The organism is Sulfitobacter sp. G5_S2_6_S6, from assembly GCF_054968505.1.
Window position 1 is genome coordinate 127,668 of sequence record NZ_JBQKUI010000009.1, and the last position, 16,355, is coordinate 144,022.

The 16,355-nt window shown below is 59.5% G+C and carries 12 protein-coding genes and 1 pseudogene; 5 read left to right on the forward strand and 8 right to left on the reverse strand.

The window, feature by feature from the left end; genetic code table 11:
• Positions 1-73: 73 nt before the first annotated feature.
• The gene (locus tag ACTRWK_RS14495) at positions 74-1,297 is read left to right on the forward strand and encodes an MFS transporter (protein ID WP_037944406.1); all 1,224 of its coding nucleotides are present in this window, start codon (positions 74-76) and stop codon (positions 1,295-1,297) included.
• A 2-nt stretch (positions 1,298-1,299) separates the two neighbouring features.
• Here the strand turns inward: ACTRWK_RS14495 and ACTRWK_RS14500 are convergent, their stop codons facing one another.
• The 3 genes from ACTRWK_RS14500 to cysS form a co-directional block, all read right to left on the reverse strand.
• Positions 1,300-2,067, reverse strand: a complete 768-nt coding sequence (locus tag ACTRWK_RS14500; RefSeq protein ID WP_005853814.1) for a squalene/phytoene synthase family protein — start codon at positions 2,065-2,067, stop codon at positions 1,300-1,302.
• Between the two features lie 5 nt (positions 2,068-2,072).
• Positions 2,073-3,689 carry a citramalate synthase gene (gene cimA / locus ACTRWK_RS14505; protein ID WP_462843971.1) on the reverse strand — a complete coding sequence of 539 codons (1,617 nt, stop codon included), beginning with the start codon at positions 3,687-3,689 and terminating at the stop codon, positions 2,073-2,075.
• A 127-nt stretch (positions 3,690-3,816) separates the two neighbouring features.
• A complete protein-coding gene (gene cysS, locus ACTRWK_RS14510; RefSeq protein WP_289081032.1) occupies positions 3,817-5,229 on the reverse strand; it encodes a cysteine--tRNA ligase in 1,413 nt (470 codons plus the stop codon).
• A 225-nt stretch (positions 5,230-5,454) separates the two neighbouring features.
• Between cysS and ACTRWK_RS14515 the strand changes: the two genes are divergently transcribed.
• On the forward strand, positions 5,455-6,633 hold the full coding sequence (locus ACTRWK_RS14515) for a pyridoxal phosphate-dependent aminotransferase (RefSeq protein ID WP_180827800.1): 1,179 nt from the start codon (positions 5,455-5,457) through the stop codon (positions 6,631-6,633).
• A gap of 151 nt (positions 6,634-6,784) precedes the next feature.
• Here ACTRWK_RS14515 and ACTRWK_RS14520 read toward each other — a convergent pair whose 3' ends face one another.
• Both ACTRWK_RS14520 and ACTRWK_RS14525 read right to left on the reverse strand, forming a co-directional pair.
• Entirely contained in the window at positions 6,785-7,393 is a 609-nt protein-coding gene (locus tag ACTRWK_RS14520) for an outer membrane protein (protein WP_037944410.1), read from the reverse strand.
• Positions 7,394-7,440: 47 nt separating this feature from the next.
• Positions 7,441-7,788 carry a hypothetical protein gene (locus tag ACTRWK_RS14525; protein WP_181358637.1) on the reverse strand — a complete coding sequence of 116 codons (348 nt, stop codon included), beginning with the start codon at positions 7,786-7,788 and terminating at the stop codon, positions 7,441-7,443.
• Between ACTRWK_RS14525 and ACTRWK_RS14530 the strand changes: the two genes are divergently transcribed.
• Together ACTRWK_RS14530 and ACTRWK_RS14535 are read left to right on the forward strand one after the other, a co-directional pair.
• Entirely contained in the window at positions 7,765-9,129 is a 1,365-nt protein-coding gene (locus ACTRWK_RS14530; protein ID WP_288961045.1) for a phospholipase D-like domain-containing protein, read from the forward strand. The genes ACTRWK_RS14525 and ACTRWK_RS14530 overlap by 24 nt on opposite strands.
• Positions 9,126-9,833 (forward strand): endonuclease/exonuclease/phosphatase family protein, encoded by a 708-nt coding sequence (locus ACTRWK_RS14535; protein WP_462843972.1) that lies wholly within the window; start codon positions 9,126-9,128, stop codon positions 9,831-9,833. Before ACTRWK_RS14530 ends, ACTRWK_RS14535 begins: the two co-directional genes overlap by 4 nt.
• A 99-nt stretch (positions 9,834-9,932) precedes the next feature.
• Here ACTRWK_RS14535 and ACTRWK_RS14540 read toward each other — a convergent pair whose 3' ends face one another.
• Complete coding sequence (locus tag ACTRWK_RS14540; protein WP_462843973.1) at positions 9,933-13,349, reverse strand: indolepyruvate ferredoxin oxidoreductase family protein; 3,417 nt, start codon at positions 13,347-13,349, stop codon at positions 9,933-9,935.
• 118 nt (positions 13,350-13,467) lie between these two features.
• Between ACTRWK_RS14540 and ACTRWK_RS14545 the strand changes: the two genes are divergently transcribed.
• Positions 13,468-13,938, forward strand: a complete 471-nt coding sequence (locus ACTRWK_RS14545) for an Lrp/AsnC family transcriptional regulator (protein ID WP_005853822.1) — start codon at positions 13,468-13,470, stop codon at positions 13,936-13,938.
• A 331-nt stretch (positions 13,939-14,269) separates the two neighbouring features.
• On the opposite strand, the gene ACTRWK_RS14550 is transcribed toward ACTRWK_RS14545, so the two are convergent.
• Together ACTRWK_RS14550 and ACTRWK_RS14555 are read right to left on the reverse strand one after the other, a co-directional pair.
• Positions 14,270-16,108, reverse strand: coding sequence for a TniQ family protein (locus tag ACTRWK_RS14550; RefSeq protein ID WP_289081029.1), 1,839 nt, complete (start codon positions 16,106-16,108; stop codon positions 14,270-14,272).
• Positions 16,109-16,355, reverse strand: a pseudogene (locus tag ACTRWK_RS14555) (ATP-binding protein); the annotation flags it as partial.

A 16,355-nucleotide genomic window follows, 5' to 3' on the forward strand; every position in this document is an offset into this window, starting at 1 on the left:
CGCGACCATCGTTGACCCCGCCGCCGGACGCAAGGCCCTTGCAGCCCCCCAAAGCCCGGTCTACGCATTCACCATGACAGTGATTGATGACACCCGCGCCAAGCGCAACGTCGCCGTGCTGGTGACCGCGCAGGCCTTTCTTGGCAGCCAGATGCCGATGTATTTTGTGGTCGGCGGATTGGCGGGGCAACAACTGTCGCCGAACGTCTGCCTCGCGACGCTGCCGATCTCTATGATCGTCTTCGGGTCGATGACCACGGCCCCGTGGCTGTCGACGGTGATGCAACGCTTTGGCCGTCGCGCGGGCTTTGTGGCGGGCGCATTTGGCGGGATGACGGGGGCCGCGCTTTGCGCCTATGCCCTGACGATCCAGAGTTTCATGACCTTCCTGCTGGGCAGCTATCTGATCGGCATCTACATGTGCTCGCAAGGGTTTTTCCGCTTTGCAGCGACGGACACCGCATCTGACGCGTTCCGGCCCAAGGCGATTTCCTATGTCATGGCGGGCGGGCTGATCTCGGCCATCATCGGGCCACAGCTGGTAGGTTTTCTGACCGGTGCCAACGGCGATGCGACGATGATGCGGTTTTTCCCGGTCTACCTCGCCGCGATTGCGCTGAACGCTGTGGGCATGGTGCTTTTCGCCTTCCTCAACATCCCCAAGCCGCCCGTGCCTGCCGTGGATGCCCCCAAGGGCCGCAGCCGGATGGAGCTTTTGAAAACCCCGCGCATCGCCGTCGCTGTGATCTGCGGCATGGTGTCCTATGCGCTGATGAACCTTGTGATGACCTCGACGCCGCTGGCGGTTGTGGGCTGCGGCTATGACATCGTGGATGCGTCCCATGTGGTCACAGGCCACGTTCTGGCGATGTATGCGCCATCGTTTTTCACCGGCCACCTGATCGCGAAATTCGGGGTCGAAAAGATCCTCGGCCTTGGCATCGCGATCCTTGCGGGGGCCGGTGTGGTCGCGCTGCAGGGGGTGGAGCTGAACAACTTCTACATCGCATTGATCCTGCTGGGGATCGGCTGGAACTTCGGCTTTATCGGCGCGACATCCATGCTGGCCGGTGCCCATGAACCGCATGAGCGTGGCCGCATGCAAGGTCTGAACGATCTGTTGGTCTTTGGCGGGGTGACCTTTGCGTCCCTGTCAAGCGGCGGGCTGATGAACTGCTCGGGCGGCAACCCCGTCGAAGGCTGGGCCGCCGTCAATATCGCGATGATCCCGTTTCTGGTGCTGGCAGGCGGGTCGCTGATCTGGCTGATGCTGCGGCAACGTAGCGCGCGGGTCTAGGGCTACCAACGCCCCGACAAAGCCCGCCACGACAGGGCGAAATCATTCATCGGCGGCAGTTCTGCGGCGCTGACACGCCCGGGGGCGGCGATGGCCGCGCTCAGCACCTTGTCTGCCGCGCCGACGCTATACATCGCCGGTCGCGCCGCTTTCGAGATCTTGCCTCGGTTGGCCCGCGCCTGTCGCAACCGCGCCCGCGCCTTTTGGGCCAGCGCCACAACGCCAGCGTCGGTGCCATCCAACAACGGGACACGCCCCTGCTCTACCAGCTGAGGGATCGCGTGCAGCCAAGCCGCCACCCCCGCCCCATAGGCCGCATCGCGCACCGTGGTCTCCTCCGCCGGTCCCAAAGACCGCGCCGCCACCCACATCAGATGGCCCGCGGTCTGGTCGATATAGGCGTCGAAATGGGCGGCATCTTCAAAGGCGTCGCGGTAGATATCCCACCGCCGCGCGGCGGCCAGCGTGTCGAGCAACACCGCGTCTTCGGGCGAGATAGCCAGTGCAAGGGGTGTCGCAACCTCGTGCCGCCGCACAACGCCACGGTTCGCGATCTCGTCACAGACATCGCGCCACCACTGCAAACGCATCTCGGCGATCATGGTTTCCTGCGTCACCCAGGGCGCGCGCGCCACCTCGATATTGAAGGCATACAGCGGGAATAACACACGGCGTGCGGCCACAGGGGCCGCCATGCTGGCGCGAAAGCGCAGCGGATCGGCACGCTCGATAATGGCCGCGCAGGCGCTTAGATCGGCATCAAATTCCATGGGTCCTATCCCTTGCGGTCGCGGATCAGCTTCCAGCGGATCGCGTCCAACAGCGCTTCGAAAGACGCATCGACGATGTTGGCCGACACACCCACAGTAGACCAGCGCCGCCCCTGCCCGTCTTCGCTGTCGATGATCACCCGCGTCACCGCCTCTGTGCCACCTTGCGTGATCCGCACCTTGAAATCCACCAGATGCATATCCTCCAGCAGCGCCGAGTACTGCCCCAGATCCTTGACCAGCGCCTTGCTGAGCGCGTTTACCGGCCCGCGGTCGCAGCCTTCGGCATCCATGCTCTCGCTCACCGACAGACGTTTCTCGCCATCCACCTTCACGACGACAACCGCTTCTGACAGGCTTACCATCTGGTCGTATTTGTTTTTGCGCCGCTCGACGGTCACACGATAGCGTTTTACCTCGAAGAGGTCCGGCATCTGCCCCAGAGCTTTACGCGCCAGCAGCTCAAAGCTGGCCTGAGCGGTGTCATAGCTATAGCCTTCGGCCTCGCGCGCCTTCACCTCGTCAAGGATCCGCCCCAAGGCCGGATCCCCCTTGGCGATGGTCAAGCCCGCACTTTCCAGACGCCGGCGCAGGTTTGACTGGCCCGCCTGGTTCGACATGGGGATAATGCGCGTGTTGCCGACCAGCGCGGGGTCGATATGTTCATAAGTGGACGGGTCTTTCAGGATCGCGCTGGCATGCAGCCCCGCCTTATGCGCGAAGGCCGACGACCCGACAAAGGCCGCCTGTTTGGTCGGCACGCGGTTCAAGATCTCGTCCAGCGCACGGCTGATCTGGGTGAGGTTCGCCAGGCCATCTAGCGGTATTCCCGTGTCGAACCGGCTGGCATAGGGCTCTTTCAGCAGCAAAATCGGGATCAGCGTGGTCAGGTTGGCATTGCCGCAGCGTTCGCCTAGGCCGTTCAACGTGCCCTGTATCTGCCGCGCGCCCGCGTCAATGGCGGCCAGGGAACAGGCGACCGCGTTTTCGGTGTCGTTATGGGTATGGATGCCCAGATGATCGCCGGGGATGCCTGCGGCGATGACCTCGGCTGTGGTGCGCCCGACCTCGGCGGGCATGGTGCCGCCATTGGTATCGCAAAGCACGATCCACCGCGCGCCCGCCTCATAGGCCGCCTTGATCGCGGTCAGCGCATAATCGGGATTGGCGCGGTAGCCGTCAAAGAAATGCTCTGCATCGAACAGCGCCTCGCGGCCCTGCGCCACCAGATGCGCGATGGATTTCGCGATATTATCCGTGTTCTCGTTCAGCGTAATCCCTAGCGCTGCCGAGACGTGAAAATCATGGGTCTTTCCCACCAAGCAGACCGTCCGCGTGCCCGCATTCATCACCGCCGCCAGCACATCGTCGTTCTGCGCCGACATGCCGTTGCGCTTGGTCATGCCAAAGGCCGTCATCTTCGCCCGCGTGGTCGGCGCTGCGTCGAAAAAGGAACTATCCGTCGGGTTCGCGCCGGGCCAGCCGCCCTCGATGTAATCCACCCCCAGCGTATCGAGCGCGCTGGCAATCGTGATCTTTTCGGCGGTCGAGAATTGCACCCCTTGGGTCTGCTGCCCGTCGCGCAAAGTCGTGTCATACAGATAAAGGCGTTCGCGGGTCATAGGCTGCGCCCTTTCAGTTGCTCACTCTTGAGGTCGTGCACTTCGCACGACCAGCCCCCGTCCGCCCCCACGGGCGGGGGCTTCGCCCCAACCCTCGGCCGGGGGCTGGTCTGCGTTGTGATATGGGTCATAGCAGACCTACGAGGTTCTCGGGCTTGAAATTCGGTCCCTGTTTGAACCAAACGCCTTCCTTGGTGATCCGAGCCACGACACCAGCCTTAAGCAGGTTGTTCTTCATTTCATCAACTTCTGTGAAGTCGCTAGTTAACTTAGCTATTTGGTAAAGTTCCATGAAGCGCACTTCGAGCGCCTCGAAATTATATTCCGACCTCCATGCGCCCAATACGCCAGTAAGAAGTCCGAGCAAGTTTGCACTTGCTAGTAGAGTTCCAAACTCCTTTTTGTTCGCAAGTTCGTCGAGAATCGACAAAGCCTTGGGCGTATTCAAATCTTCTGCGATAGCATCAATGAAGTCGCTGTTAACTGCGCTAGGTGTTACTGCAGCTGTCAATTGGCTCCACTTCAATAGTTTCGCTTCAGCTTCTAATCGCTTTTTCTCGGTCCAGTCCATCGGCTTGCGGTAATGCGTGCTGAGCATGACGAAACGGATCACCTCTCCCGGCACGCCTTGGTCCAGCAGGTCGCGTACGGTGAAGAAGTTGCCAAGCGATTTGGACATCTTCTTGCCCTCGACCTGAAGCATCTCGTTATGCAGCCAGTAGCGCGCCATCTCGTCGGTGCCATTGGCGCAGCAGCTTTGGGCGATCTCGTCCTCGTGGTGGGGGAATTGCAGATCCAGACCGCCGCCGTGGATGTCAAAGACGTGAGGTGCGCTCTTCGCCTTGTCCGACAGACGGTCCTGACGGAGGGGCTCTTTCCACAGCAGCTCGTCCGCCATGGCGGAGCATTCGATGTGCCAGCCGGGGCGGCCACGGCCCCAGGGGCTGTCCCACCCCGGCGTCGCGTCGTCCGATGGCTTCCAAAGTACGAAATCCATCGGGTTACGCTTGTAGGGCGCAACCTCGACCCGCGCTCCGGCAATCATATCGTCGATCGACCGGCCCGATAGCGCGCCATAGGCTTTGTAGCTTTCGACAGAGAACAGCACATGCCCCTCGGCCGCATAGGCGTGTCCCTTGGCGATCAGATCTTCGATCATCGCGACCATCTGCGGAATATAGGCGGTGGCGCGTGGCATGTGGTCGGGCTCAAGCGCGCCGACGGCGGCCATATCGTCCAGAAACCACTGGGTTGTCTCGGCGGTAATCTCTCCGATAGACCGCCCGCTTTGTGCTGCGCGCGCGTTAATCTTGTCATCCACATCCGTGAAGTTGCGCACATAGGTCACATGGGCGTCGCCATAGACATGACGCAGCAACCGGTTGAGCACGTCAAACACGATCACGGGGCGCGCATTGCCCAGATGGGCGCGGTCGTACACCGTGGGCCCACAGACATACATCCGCACGTTTTTATCATCAATCGGGGTGAAATCCTCGCGTTTGCGGGTTTTCGTGTTGTGCAGCTTGATCGTGGTCATGGCGCGTCCTTACGCAAGGATTGCGCGGGCATGGCACAGAAATCTCGGGAAGAAAACGATGTGAGCAAGCCCGCCGGAAGGTCTTAGCAGGTAATACAGCAAATAATGAGTGGCATCATCTTCATGCCGTCTGCGTAGCCCGACCCGCCACTGGCGGTCAAGCCTGATTGACAAATCAACCATGCTCTGCGCCCCTGCGTCTTCAAGTTACGAGGGAGAGACGGCATGCAACTATCATCGCGCATCACAGGGCTGCTTGGCGGCGGATCAGACGGCTGGGGCGTTTTCCTGCGCGCCCGCCAGATGATTGAACAGGGTACGCAGGTGACAGAGCTGACGATTGGCGAACATGACATCCGCACCGCCGCACCGATCCTGCAAGATATGCACCGCGCCGCTTTGGCCGGTCACACCGGATATGCGGCCATCCCCGGCACCACGGGTCTGCGCGATGCCGTGGCCGCGCGGTTGCAGGAACGTACCGGCGTGCCGACGACGCGCGACAATGTGCTGATCACGCCGGGTGGTCAAAGCGCGCTGTTTGCCGCCCATATGGCCACCTGCAACCCCGGCGATACAGCGCTGTATATCGATCCCTATTACGCCACCTACCCCGGTACGATCCGCGGTGTCAGCGCCCTGCCCCATGCGATCGCAGCCCGTGCGGAAGATGCGTTCCAGCCCCGTGCGGACGTGATTGCCGCCGCCGCGAAACAGACCAACGCGGCGTCGCTGTTGGTGAATTCGCCCAACAACCCCACCGGCGTTGTCTATTCCCGCAAGACGCTTGAAGGCATCGCGCAGGTCTGCCGCGATCACGACATGTGGCTGATCTCGGACGAGGTTTACGACACACAAGTCTGGGAGGGCGCGCACCTCTCGCCGCGCGCGCTGGACGGGATGGCGGAGCATACTCTGGTCGTGGGGTCGATGTCGAAAAGCCACGCGATGACCGGGTCGCGCTGCGGCTGGATCGTCGGGCCTGTGGATGCGATCGAGCATCTGACCAATCTGGCGACCCACACGACCTATGGCGTGCCCGGATATATCCAGGACGCCGCGCTGTTCGCGCTGAACCAAGGCACCGGTTTCGAGACAGAGATCGCTGCCCCGTTCCAGCGCCGCCGTCTGCTGGCGCAGGATATTCTTGCGCGACAGAACGCCGTCAGCCTCGTGCCCGCCCAAGGCGCGATGTATCTGATGCTGGATGTGCGCAGCACCGGTATGAGTGGCGAGGATTTCGCCTATGCGCTGCTGGAAAAACACCACATCGCGGTGATGCCCGGCGAAAGCTTCGGGACGGCAGCGGCAGGGCATATCCGCGTCGCGATGACCATCGAGGACACGCGCTTTGCCCAAGCGCTGGCGACAGTATGCGACTTCGCGGAAAGCCTCGCCGCCTGACGAAAGCGTCGCGCGACCGCAGCTACCAACATACGAAAAAGGCCGGAGGATGATCCTCCGGCCTTTTTGACTGGCACATTATTATTTCCTGCCGAGAGCACCGTTATGCGACGCCCTCGGCAGATACACCGCCAGTTTTCAGCGTGTCAGCTTAGAAGCGGTAGGAACCACGGATGTTGAATGTGGTTACGTCCGCGTCGTCACCGGAAACACCGTTTACGTCGTCAAACTTGTGCTCAAGCAGTTCTGCGCCAACGCTGTATTGCTCGGTGATTTTGTAATCCATGCCGATACCGTAGAAGGCACCGTCTTCGTCACCCAAGGATGTGTCGGCACGAGCGTAACCGCCGGTTGCGTAGATCAGAGTGCTACCCAAGTCGTAGCCACCTTTGATTTTCGCACGAGCAACGGAGTCGATGGAACCCTGTGTTACGCCTGCAGCGTCGTCCAGATCGATGTCTGTTTTGTCGTAGTCAAGCTCACCGCCCAATACGAAGCGACCGAAGTCGTAGTTGTAACCAGCGTGGAAACCGTAGGACCCGTTGTCACCTTCCAGACCGTTGTCGATCTCAGCGTCGGAATAACCCAGTTGCAGACCGGTGTAGAAGCCTGTCCAGTCGCCACCCAGGTCGGGTGCAGGAACAGGTGCGGTCATCACGGGCTCAACCACTGGCTCTGCCAGGCTACCGGCGTATGTTGCGCCAGCGAATGCTGTGGATGCCAGAACGGCTGCGGATGCAAGTTTCATAGTGCGTTTCATAATCGTAACTCCTCGATCAGTTTGTACCGGAGCGGGCGCTTCCCGCTTCATCGACACAACACGGCAGCTAAGATCTGGTTTCGGGATTTCCCAATCACGGGTTGGTGATCGGAAAATTGTTGCTCAAATGCACGGCGTCTCGGCGGCCCGTCGCCGCTATTAACCCTTTTTACCAAGGCCAAAACGCAGTTCCGCGGAGATGCGCCAAAATCACCCGAAATTAAATTTTCAAGAAGATGGAACAATCTGCCCGCAGGCTGCAGCAGGAATCCCGCGAAAATGCTGCAAAAAGTGGCGTTTACCCCCCTATGTGCTAGGTAGCGATGCGGCGCGGATGACAGCATGTCCGGCATAATCGAGGCGAAACGACCATGATCGAATTCTTCATTACCCATATAGAGGTCGTTGGCGTCATCCTTTTGACCCTCGGCGTGGCCTTCATCCTGCTTCAGCAGCGCCGCAGCCCACAATCAACTGCCGCCTGGATCCTGTTTCTGGTGGTGATGCCCTATGTCGCCGCGCCCTTGTTCCTGGCGCTCGGCTTTCGCAAACAGGGTAAACGCTACGAGCCTATTATCTTTACCCAGAAAGAAGACCCGCAAACGCCCGTGCATGCGCTGGACGAGATGTTCCAGAGCTTCAACCTGCCCCCCGCGCTGGAAGCACAGCGACTGAACCTGCATGACACACCCCAAACCGCCTATGCCGCCGCGATGGAGGTGATCGAGAGCGCGACACAGACGATTGATGTGCTGTTCTATATCGTCTCGGACGATGACACCGGCAATCACGTGGTTGACGCCCTGACAGAAAAAGCCCGCAACGGCGTCAAGGTGCGCCTGCTGATGGACCGGCTTGGCACCCTGCGCGGCCCCTCCAAGGCGGTCAAGGCGCTGCGCAAGGCCGGCGGCGAGGTGCTGTTCTTTTCGCCGATCCTGCAACTGCCCAGCAGTGGCCACCTGAACCTGCGCAACCATCGCAAGATGATCATCGCCGATCATGCCCGTGTCTTTTCAGGCGGGATGAACATTGGCGAACACTATATGTCAGACCACCCGCACAGCGATCATTGGGTTGATCTGGCCTTCACCCTTGAAGGGCAATCGGTACAGACCTTCTGCGATGTCTTCCGCTCGGACTGGGAAGTCGCCTGTGGTGAAGACGTGGACCATATCACAACGCCCGCCCCTACCACCGCGGGTAATGCCACGGTGCAGCTGATCCCCTCGGGCCCTGATATTGTCGAAGACCCGCTGCACGACGGGATCATTCGCGCGCTGCATCTGGCGAAAACCCGTATCTGGATCGCCACCCCCTATTTCGTCCCGACCGAGCCGCTGGCCAATGCGTTGCGCATCGCGGCGCTGCGCGGCGTGGATGTGCGTATTCTGGTGCCGCAGAAGTCGAACCAGCATATCGCGGACTTCGCCCGTGGCGGCTATCTGCGCGATGCGCATACCGCAGGGGCCAAGGTCAAATACTTTGAACCTGCGATGATCCACGCGAAAGCCGCGCTGATTGACGATGTGGGGCTTGTGGGCACGGCAAATTTCGACGTGCGCAGTATGCTTTTGAACTTTGAGGCGATGTTGTTCGTTTATGATGCACGCAGCGTGTCAACCCTGTCGGACTGGTTCACGGCCCGCGAGGCAGACTGCCATGAGAATATGCCAAGCCCGCATTTGCCCCGCCGTCTGGCCGAGGGCGTCTTTCGCATAGGAGCACCGATCTTGTGACCCAAGCCCCCCTTCGCATCGCCAGCTATAACATGCGCAAGGCCATGGGCACTGACCGCAAACGGGATCCCGCCCGCATCCTGCGTGTGATCCAGACGCTCGCGGCGGATATCGTCGTGCTGCAAGAGGCCGACATGCGCCTTGGCCCCCGCCCCTCGGCGCTGCCCATGGATCAGGTGACGGCGCAGACCGGTTTGATCGCGGTGCCTGTCCCCAGTGAGGTCAGCATCGGCTGGCATGGCAACGCCGTCTTGCTGCGCCCCGAGGCAGAGCTGATCGAGGTGAAACACCTGGACCTGCCGGGGATGGAGCCGCGCGGCGCGATGGTGGTGGATTTCGACCTGCGCGATATCCCGCTGCGCATCATTGCCACCCATCTGGGGCTGATGCGCCGGTCGCGGCGCGCTCAGCTTTCCGCGCTCATCGCCCATCTGGATGCGCAGTCCAAACGTCCGACGTTGATCGCGGGCGATATGAATGAATGGTCGCTGAACGTCGGGCTTGGGCGTCTGGCGCATCACTTTGACATCTATGCACCGGGTAAAAGCTATCACGCGCGCCTGCCTTTGGCCGCACTGGATCGCATCGCGGTGGATGACGCGCTGCATGTGATTGACGGTGGCGTCTGCGAGACTGATGATGCGCGCCGCGCCTCGGACCACCTGCCCATCTGGCTGGATTTCGCGCGTTCTACAGGTCAGTAGAGCGCGCGAAATCAGCTAACTTATCAGGCGAGGATTTTAACCTAAACCACTGATACCCAATACACAAACGCCACACTTAAACCAATTTATGAAGTACCGTCAGAGCGATTTCCGCAGCCGCGCCTCCTCTGCGCGCGCCTGTTTGATCGCGGCGTGTTTCACCGGTCCATAGCCCCGAATATCCATTGGCAGCGCCAGCAGATTCTGCACCGTCTCGACCGTTGCCTCGCCGGTCTTGGCGGGCAGCTCTGCCAGCAAGGCTTCGTACCAGCGGATCAAAGCCACTTCTTCGCGACGTTCCTGAGTGTAGGAAAACACATCCAGCGTCGTGCCCCGTAGCGGACGCAGCCTCGACAGTGCGGTCAATACCGGCGTGAACCATGCACCGAACGCGCGCTTGACGGGCCGCCCCCGCGCGTCCTTGCGCAAAGACACGATCGGCGGAGCCATGTGGTAGTTGATCTTGAACCCCGGCTCGAACTCCTGCGCCAACATTTCGGCAAAGGCAGGATCGCGGTGCAGCCGCGCGACCTCGTATTCATCCTTGAACGCCATCAGTTTGAACAGGGCCTTGGCCGCGACCTCCGTCAGCGCGTCGGCATGGGCGGCGGGCACGGCGGCGCGGAACTGCGCAAGCCGGTCGCGGTAGCGCTGCGCGTAGCTGTCGTTTTGATAGGCCCGCAACCGGTCGGCCCGATCCGCGATCAACGCGGCGCTGTCCAAGTCTGGCTGCTCAAACGACGGCAGTGCCAGCGCGTCAGGCGTTTCCGCCATCACGCGGCCCAGATCAAAGGCGCGATGATTCTTGTCGATAGCCACGCCGTTCAACACGACCGCCTGCCGCAGCGCGCCGTGGGACACGGGCACCAGCCCTTTCTGCCACGCGAAGCCCAACATGATCATATTGGCGAAAACCGTATCGCCCAGAAACCGCTCTGCCATCGCATTGGCATCGAAACCGGCAAGGTTTTCATCCCCCACGGTATCACGGATCACACTCTCGCGCTGGTCAGTGTGCAGCTGCGCGTCGCGGTGCAGCACCAGATCACCCGTGGGCATTTCGGCGAGGTTCAACACCACCTTGGTCGCGGGCCCGTAGTAGACCGACGCCTGCGCGGCAGAGGAAACAACGATATCGCAGCCAATCACCGCATCCGCCGCCCCGTGATCAATGCGCACCTGATGGATCGCATCAGGGCGCGCCCCGATCCGGATAAAGCTAAGCACCGTGCCGAACTTCTGCGCGAAGCCGGTGAAATCCAGCACGCTGGCCCCCTTGCCCTCCAGATGCGCGGCCATGGTGATCAGCGCGCCGACCGTGATCACGCCGGTGCCGCCCACACCTGTGACCAACAGATCAAAGGGCGCATCAAGGCCGGGCAGTTCGGGACGCGAGATTCCCGCCAGCAGCGCGTCCACATCGACCTCTGCCCCGGTTTTCTTGCGCCGCACCGCCCCTTCAAGGATGACGAAGCTGGGGCAGAACCCGTTCAGACACGAGAAATCCTTGTTGCAGCTCGAAAGGTTGATCTTGCGCTTGCGGCCCAGATCCGTCTCTAGCGGTTCGATGCTCAGACAGTTGCTTTCAAGCGAGCAATCGCCGCAGCCCTCGCATACAGCGGGGTTGATGAAGGCAAAGCGTTTGGGGTCCTCCATCTGCCCGCGCTTGCGGCGGCGGCGTTTCTCGGTGGCGCAGGTCTGTTCGTAGATCAGCACCGACACGCCTTTGACCTCGCGCAGTTCGCGCTGCACGGTGTCCATCTCTTCACGCGGGTGAAAGCTGGTGCCTTGGGGAAAATCGCCGCGGTCGAATTTGTCGATCACATCCGACACCAAGGCGATGCGCTGGACCCCTTCGGCACGACAGGCCTGCGCGATTCCGGTCACGCTGATCGGCCCGTCCACCGGTTGCCCCCCGGTCATCGCCACCGCGTCGTTATAGAGGATCTTATAGGTGATATTCGTCCCCGCCGCGACAACCTGCCGAATGGCGAGCGACCCTGAATGGTACCACGTGCCCTCGCCCAAGTTCTGGAACAGGTGTTTGCCGCCGTTGAACTTTGAGGCCACCACATGCGGCACACCCTCGCCGCCCATCTGCGCATAGCCACCGGTTTCGCGGTCCATCCACCCCGCCATGACGTGGCAACCGATGCCCGACGCGGCCTGCGACCCCTCGGGCAGCTTGGTCGAGGTGTTATGCGGGCAGCCCGAACAGAAATATGGTGTGCGCTTTGCCCCTGGCACATTCAGCAGGACAGGCGGCTTTTCAGTCAGCGCGCGCGCCTTTTGCGGCAGGTTTTCATCAGGGAAGAACGCGTCCAACCGCTCGACCACCACGGGTACCAGCGCCAGCGGGCTTAACTCGCCGGTCCAGGGCAGCAGCGGGTCGCCGGCCGCGCGGTGTTTGCCGACCATGCGACCGGGCTTGTGCCCCGGCCAGTCGTAGAAATATTCCTTCAGCTGGCTTTCGATGATGCCGCGCTTTTCCTCGATCACCAGCACTTCTTCCGTGTCGGCAACAAAGGCCAGCGCATCACGCCGCGCCAAGGGCCAGACCATGCCAACTTTGTAAATATCGATGCCAAGACGGCGGCAGGCGGCTTCGTCCAGACCCAGCAGACGCAGCGCCTCCATCAGATCCAGATGGCCCTTGCCGGTGGTGACGATGCCAAAGGTGGCATTGTCCAGATTATAGATACGCCTGTCGATCGGGTTGGCCTCGACAAAGGCCTCGACGGCGCTGAGCTTATGCTGCAACCGGGTCTCGATCTCGGGGCTTGGCATGTCCGAGCGGCGTACATGCAGCCCGCCGGGCGGTGGCGTGATCTGGGGCAGCGTAAACGCGCGGTCAGGCTGCAACGCCACCGATTGCCCGCTTTCCACCGTCTCGGAAATCGCTTTGAACCCGACCCATGTGCCGGAAAAGCGGCTTAGCGCGAGCCCATAGGCCCCGAATTCAAGAAACTCTCCCACATTCGCGGGGTTCAGCGTCGGCATCAACCAGGTCATAAAGGCGACATCCGATTGATGCGGCATGGACGACGACACACAGCCGTGATCATCCCCCGCCACAACCAGCACGCCCCCCTTGGGCGAAGAGCCATAGGCGTTGCCGTGGCGTAGCGCGTCCCCCGACCGGTCCACCCCCGGCCCCTTGCCGTACCACATGGAGAACACACCCTCGACCTCGCAATGGGGATCAAGCACAGCCTGCTGCGCCCCCAGAACCGCCGTGGCCCCCAAATCTTCGTTCACCGCGGGCATAAAGGTGATGTTGTTATCCTTGGTCACATCCCGTGCGCGCCACAGCTCAAGATCGACCGCGCCCAAAGGCGATCCGCGATACCCCGAGATAAACCCCGCGGTGTTCAGCCCCTGCTGCTTATCACGCCGCGCCTGATCCAACATGATCCGCACCAGCGCTTGGGTGCCGGTCAAAAACACCGTTCCTTCTGTGCGCGTATAACGATCGGATAAGGCATAGGGATAAAAATCGTGGGTTTCTTTGGTCATGATGGCAATCCTTGGCTGTCTTGACCATCAAACCACGTTTCCGTGAAATATCTGCCCCCTCTTGCGCCTGCACGCGGAATAAACGAATGTTCTATTCAGCATATAGGGGATTGATGAAATGTCTGACCAAATGCGCTTTGACGACCGCGACCGCAAGATACTGGAGCTGTTGCAGCGCGATTGCCGCATCTCGAACGCCGATCTGGCAGAGCGGGCCGGCATGTCCGCCTCCGCCTGCTGGCGGCGGGTGAAAGCGTTCGAGGACGCCGGCGTGATCGAACGCTACCGCGCGGATGTGTCCCCGACCAAGGCGGGCAACAGCTTTCAGGCGCTGGTGCAGGTGCAGCTTGCGCGTCACAATCAGGAAAAGCTAGCAGAGTTCATCAAAGCCATCGCGCACCGCGCCGAGGTGCTGGAATGCTATGCCACCACCGGACAGGCCGACTACCAAATGCGCGTCCTCTGCCGCGACATCGCCGCCTATAACCGCTTTCTCGAAGATTTCCTGTTCCGCCTCCCCGCCGTCGAAAGCGCCCAAACCAACGTGGTCCTGCGCGAGATCAAACGGAATACGAGCATTCCGATGTAGCCCCCAAACGAAGAAAGGGTGCCCGATGGGGCACCCTGAGTTTCGCCTGACCTTGCTCATCGTTCACCGCTCGTTTGTTTTATGCCTGCGGCAAGGCCAGCGTCAGGGGCAAGCGCACCTGCCCCATGTAGAAAGCCCCGACCGCATGAAACGCCAACCAATTGAAGCCCATAGCAAGAAGTTAAGGCCTTATTTTTAATTAATTTTTTTGAACCACAACCAAAAACGGCGGTTTAAGTGTACTTTTGCAAACCAATTATCGCCCACTGAAAATCGGTTTTGAACAAAAAAACCGCCCCAGAGGGCGGCTAAATCGTTTAAAGTTCGGGGTTTAGATATCTGCGATCCTGTAGAATTCCGCGTTTGCATCAGCAGGATTCCAAACTGGAAAAACTCCTCTCGCTTGTAAGTTGGTTCGTAGTCGATTTGGATCGCCACCCCAGTAGCCTTCTATCGAAGATAACTTTCGATAGCGCTCTTTGAAACGCGTCACACTATCTTGGTCGACAAGATTACGCATGACTCCCATATGACGGACGCGACCACTGACCTTCAATGGCGTCTCGCCTTTACCCTCTTCAGCAATTAACAAAAATTCAACCGTTTCAGCGCTCACACCGAGAGCCTTAGATGTAGCTGAAACGGTCATACCGCCGTCGCCCGTTCTCGCGCCGAGCTTGTAGGCAACTTCCTGAACGTTGATTAATACGGAGTTGAACTTCAGTTTTTCCGAGAGCAACTCGACATGTTCAAGCTGGCCTTGCAGCACCAGCGAAAGCACTTCCATCGATGAAACATTGAGTGCCTTTGCAACGTGGCCGATATCTTTCATGCCTTTGCTTGGCACTCGAATGTCCTCCCCAAACCGGCGCATTTCCACAATGAGCTGGTCAAGGTCGTCGATATCGACACCTTTATAGCGCGCTGTACGGTTTTCACCATCTTCAACGACAGTTCTTAAGAAGCCTTTTTCCAGTAGCAAAGCGACCTGAGGCCGTGTGCAGCCGATGTGCTTTGGAATTTTGGCGACTGGAATTGCGCGCTTCAATTTGGCAATTAGTTCTTCTGCTGGCTCCGCCTTAACAGTTTGCCGACTATCTGCATGGTATACATCTTTGGGCAACATGCCCGACTGTGACAAAACATTGGCCACGGTTTTCGGGTGCACACCCATTGATGCGGCTAGGGATGCAACGGTGTGCCGCCTTTGTTTTTCAACGACCTGCCCAAATAGGACAGCTCCGGGTTTGATCGGATAATGATCTAAGATAAAGTCGCTTAGAGTATCCAAAATTGGGCCAACCGGCTTATCCGACTTTCTGAACTGCCCCCATTGATACAGCCTCCCAAATGTCCCTTGTGGTCCACATTTAACCGCGCTCTTTTGAGGTTTCCTGTATAGATACTCCAAGGCTTGCCAAATGCCCGCGTCACCATTTGAAGTAAACTCAAATCCGATCTGACCGGCTCGGTCCCAGTCGTCATCAGTCAGCTCTGGGAGTGACGCATGGGGACCATATTCAACACATGCTCCCAACATTTCAGTCGCTTTACATGCAAGGTCGATCTGTTGGGCGTCCAACCATGACGGCCCTGTGGCACCAGCAAAACGCGCAGTGATGTATTCTTGGAGAGCGGATGGTTTACGCTTTACTGAGTTACGCCAAAGCTCTTCCAAAACTTTATGATCAGGTGTGTGTGCCCATACATTCAGCTCAAGGCCGCCCCCACTTTCGCGAGGCTTCCTATATAATCCCACACCGTGGTGTTCACACGTTCTGATCGCGCTAAAGGCCCAGTTGCTACGCCCAATACCAATGGGCATACCTCCCGGGCGTCCTGAAATATCAGACAATAAACACGCTGGGCAGAAAGTAACTTGGCTTCGCAGCAAAAATTCCTTGAAAAAGACCTCACCATTATATCGATAGAGGCGATCCGAAACGTGCTGAAAACTTTTGGATGCAAGCTCATCCGCAGGCATACCACAGATAGGCGATAGTCGGTCACAAATCTCGCGGCGACCCAAATTCAAATCCTGCTGCCTTAATCCGATAAATCTGAGGAAGTTGTCGAGTGATAACCCGGTATGGAAATGTCCAAAACGGTGCAACCAGGAAATCAAGCTCTCACCTGGCTCGGGAAGTAGGCAGGGCTTCAACAATTCCATTCAGCGTCTCCCGACCTGACGGGTTTGCCGCTTGGTCCGCTCTGCTTCGAAATTTTCAGCATCCGTATCAAGCTCAATCGCGGCCCAATCAGTAGCGGCAAAGACGTTTTGCTCCCAGTCGCATCCCTCCTGCATCCCCCAAGCTGTTGCGAAATGCTCCCATGTCAGAACTCGAGTTCCCTCCTCCAGCGCGCTTTCGATAGCATTGATAATCGTTTCAATTGCTCGACCAAAACGGTGTCGGCTT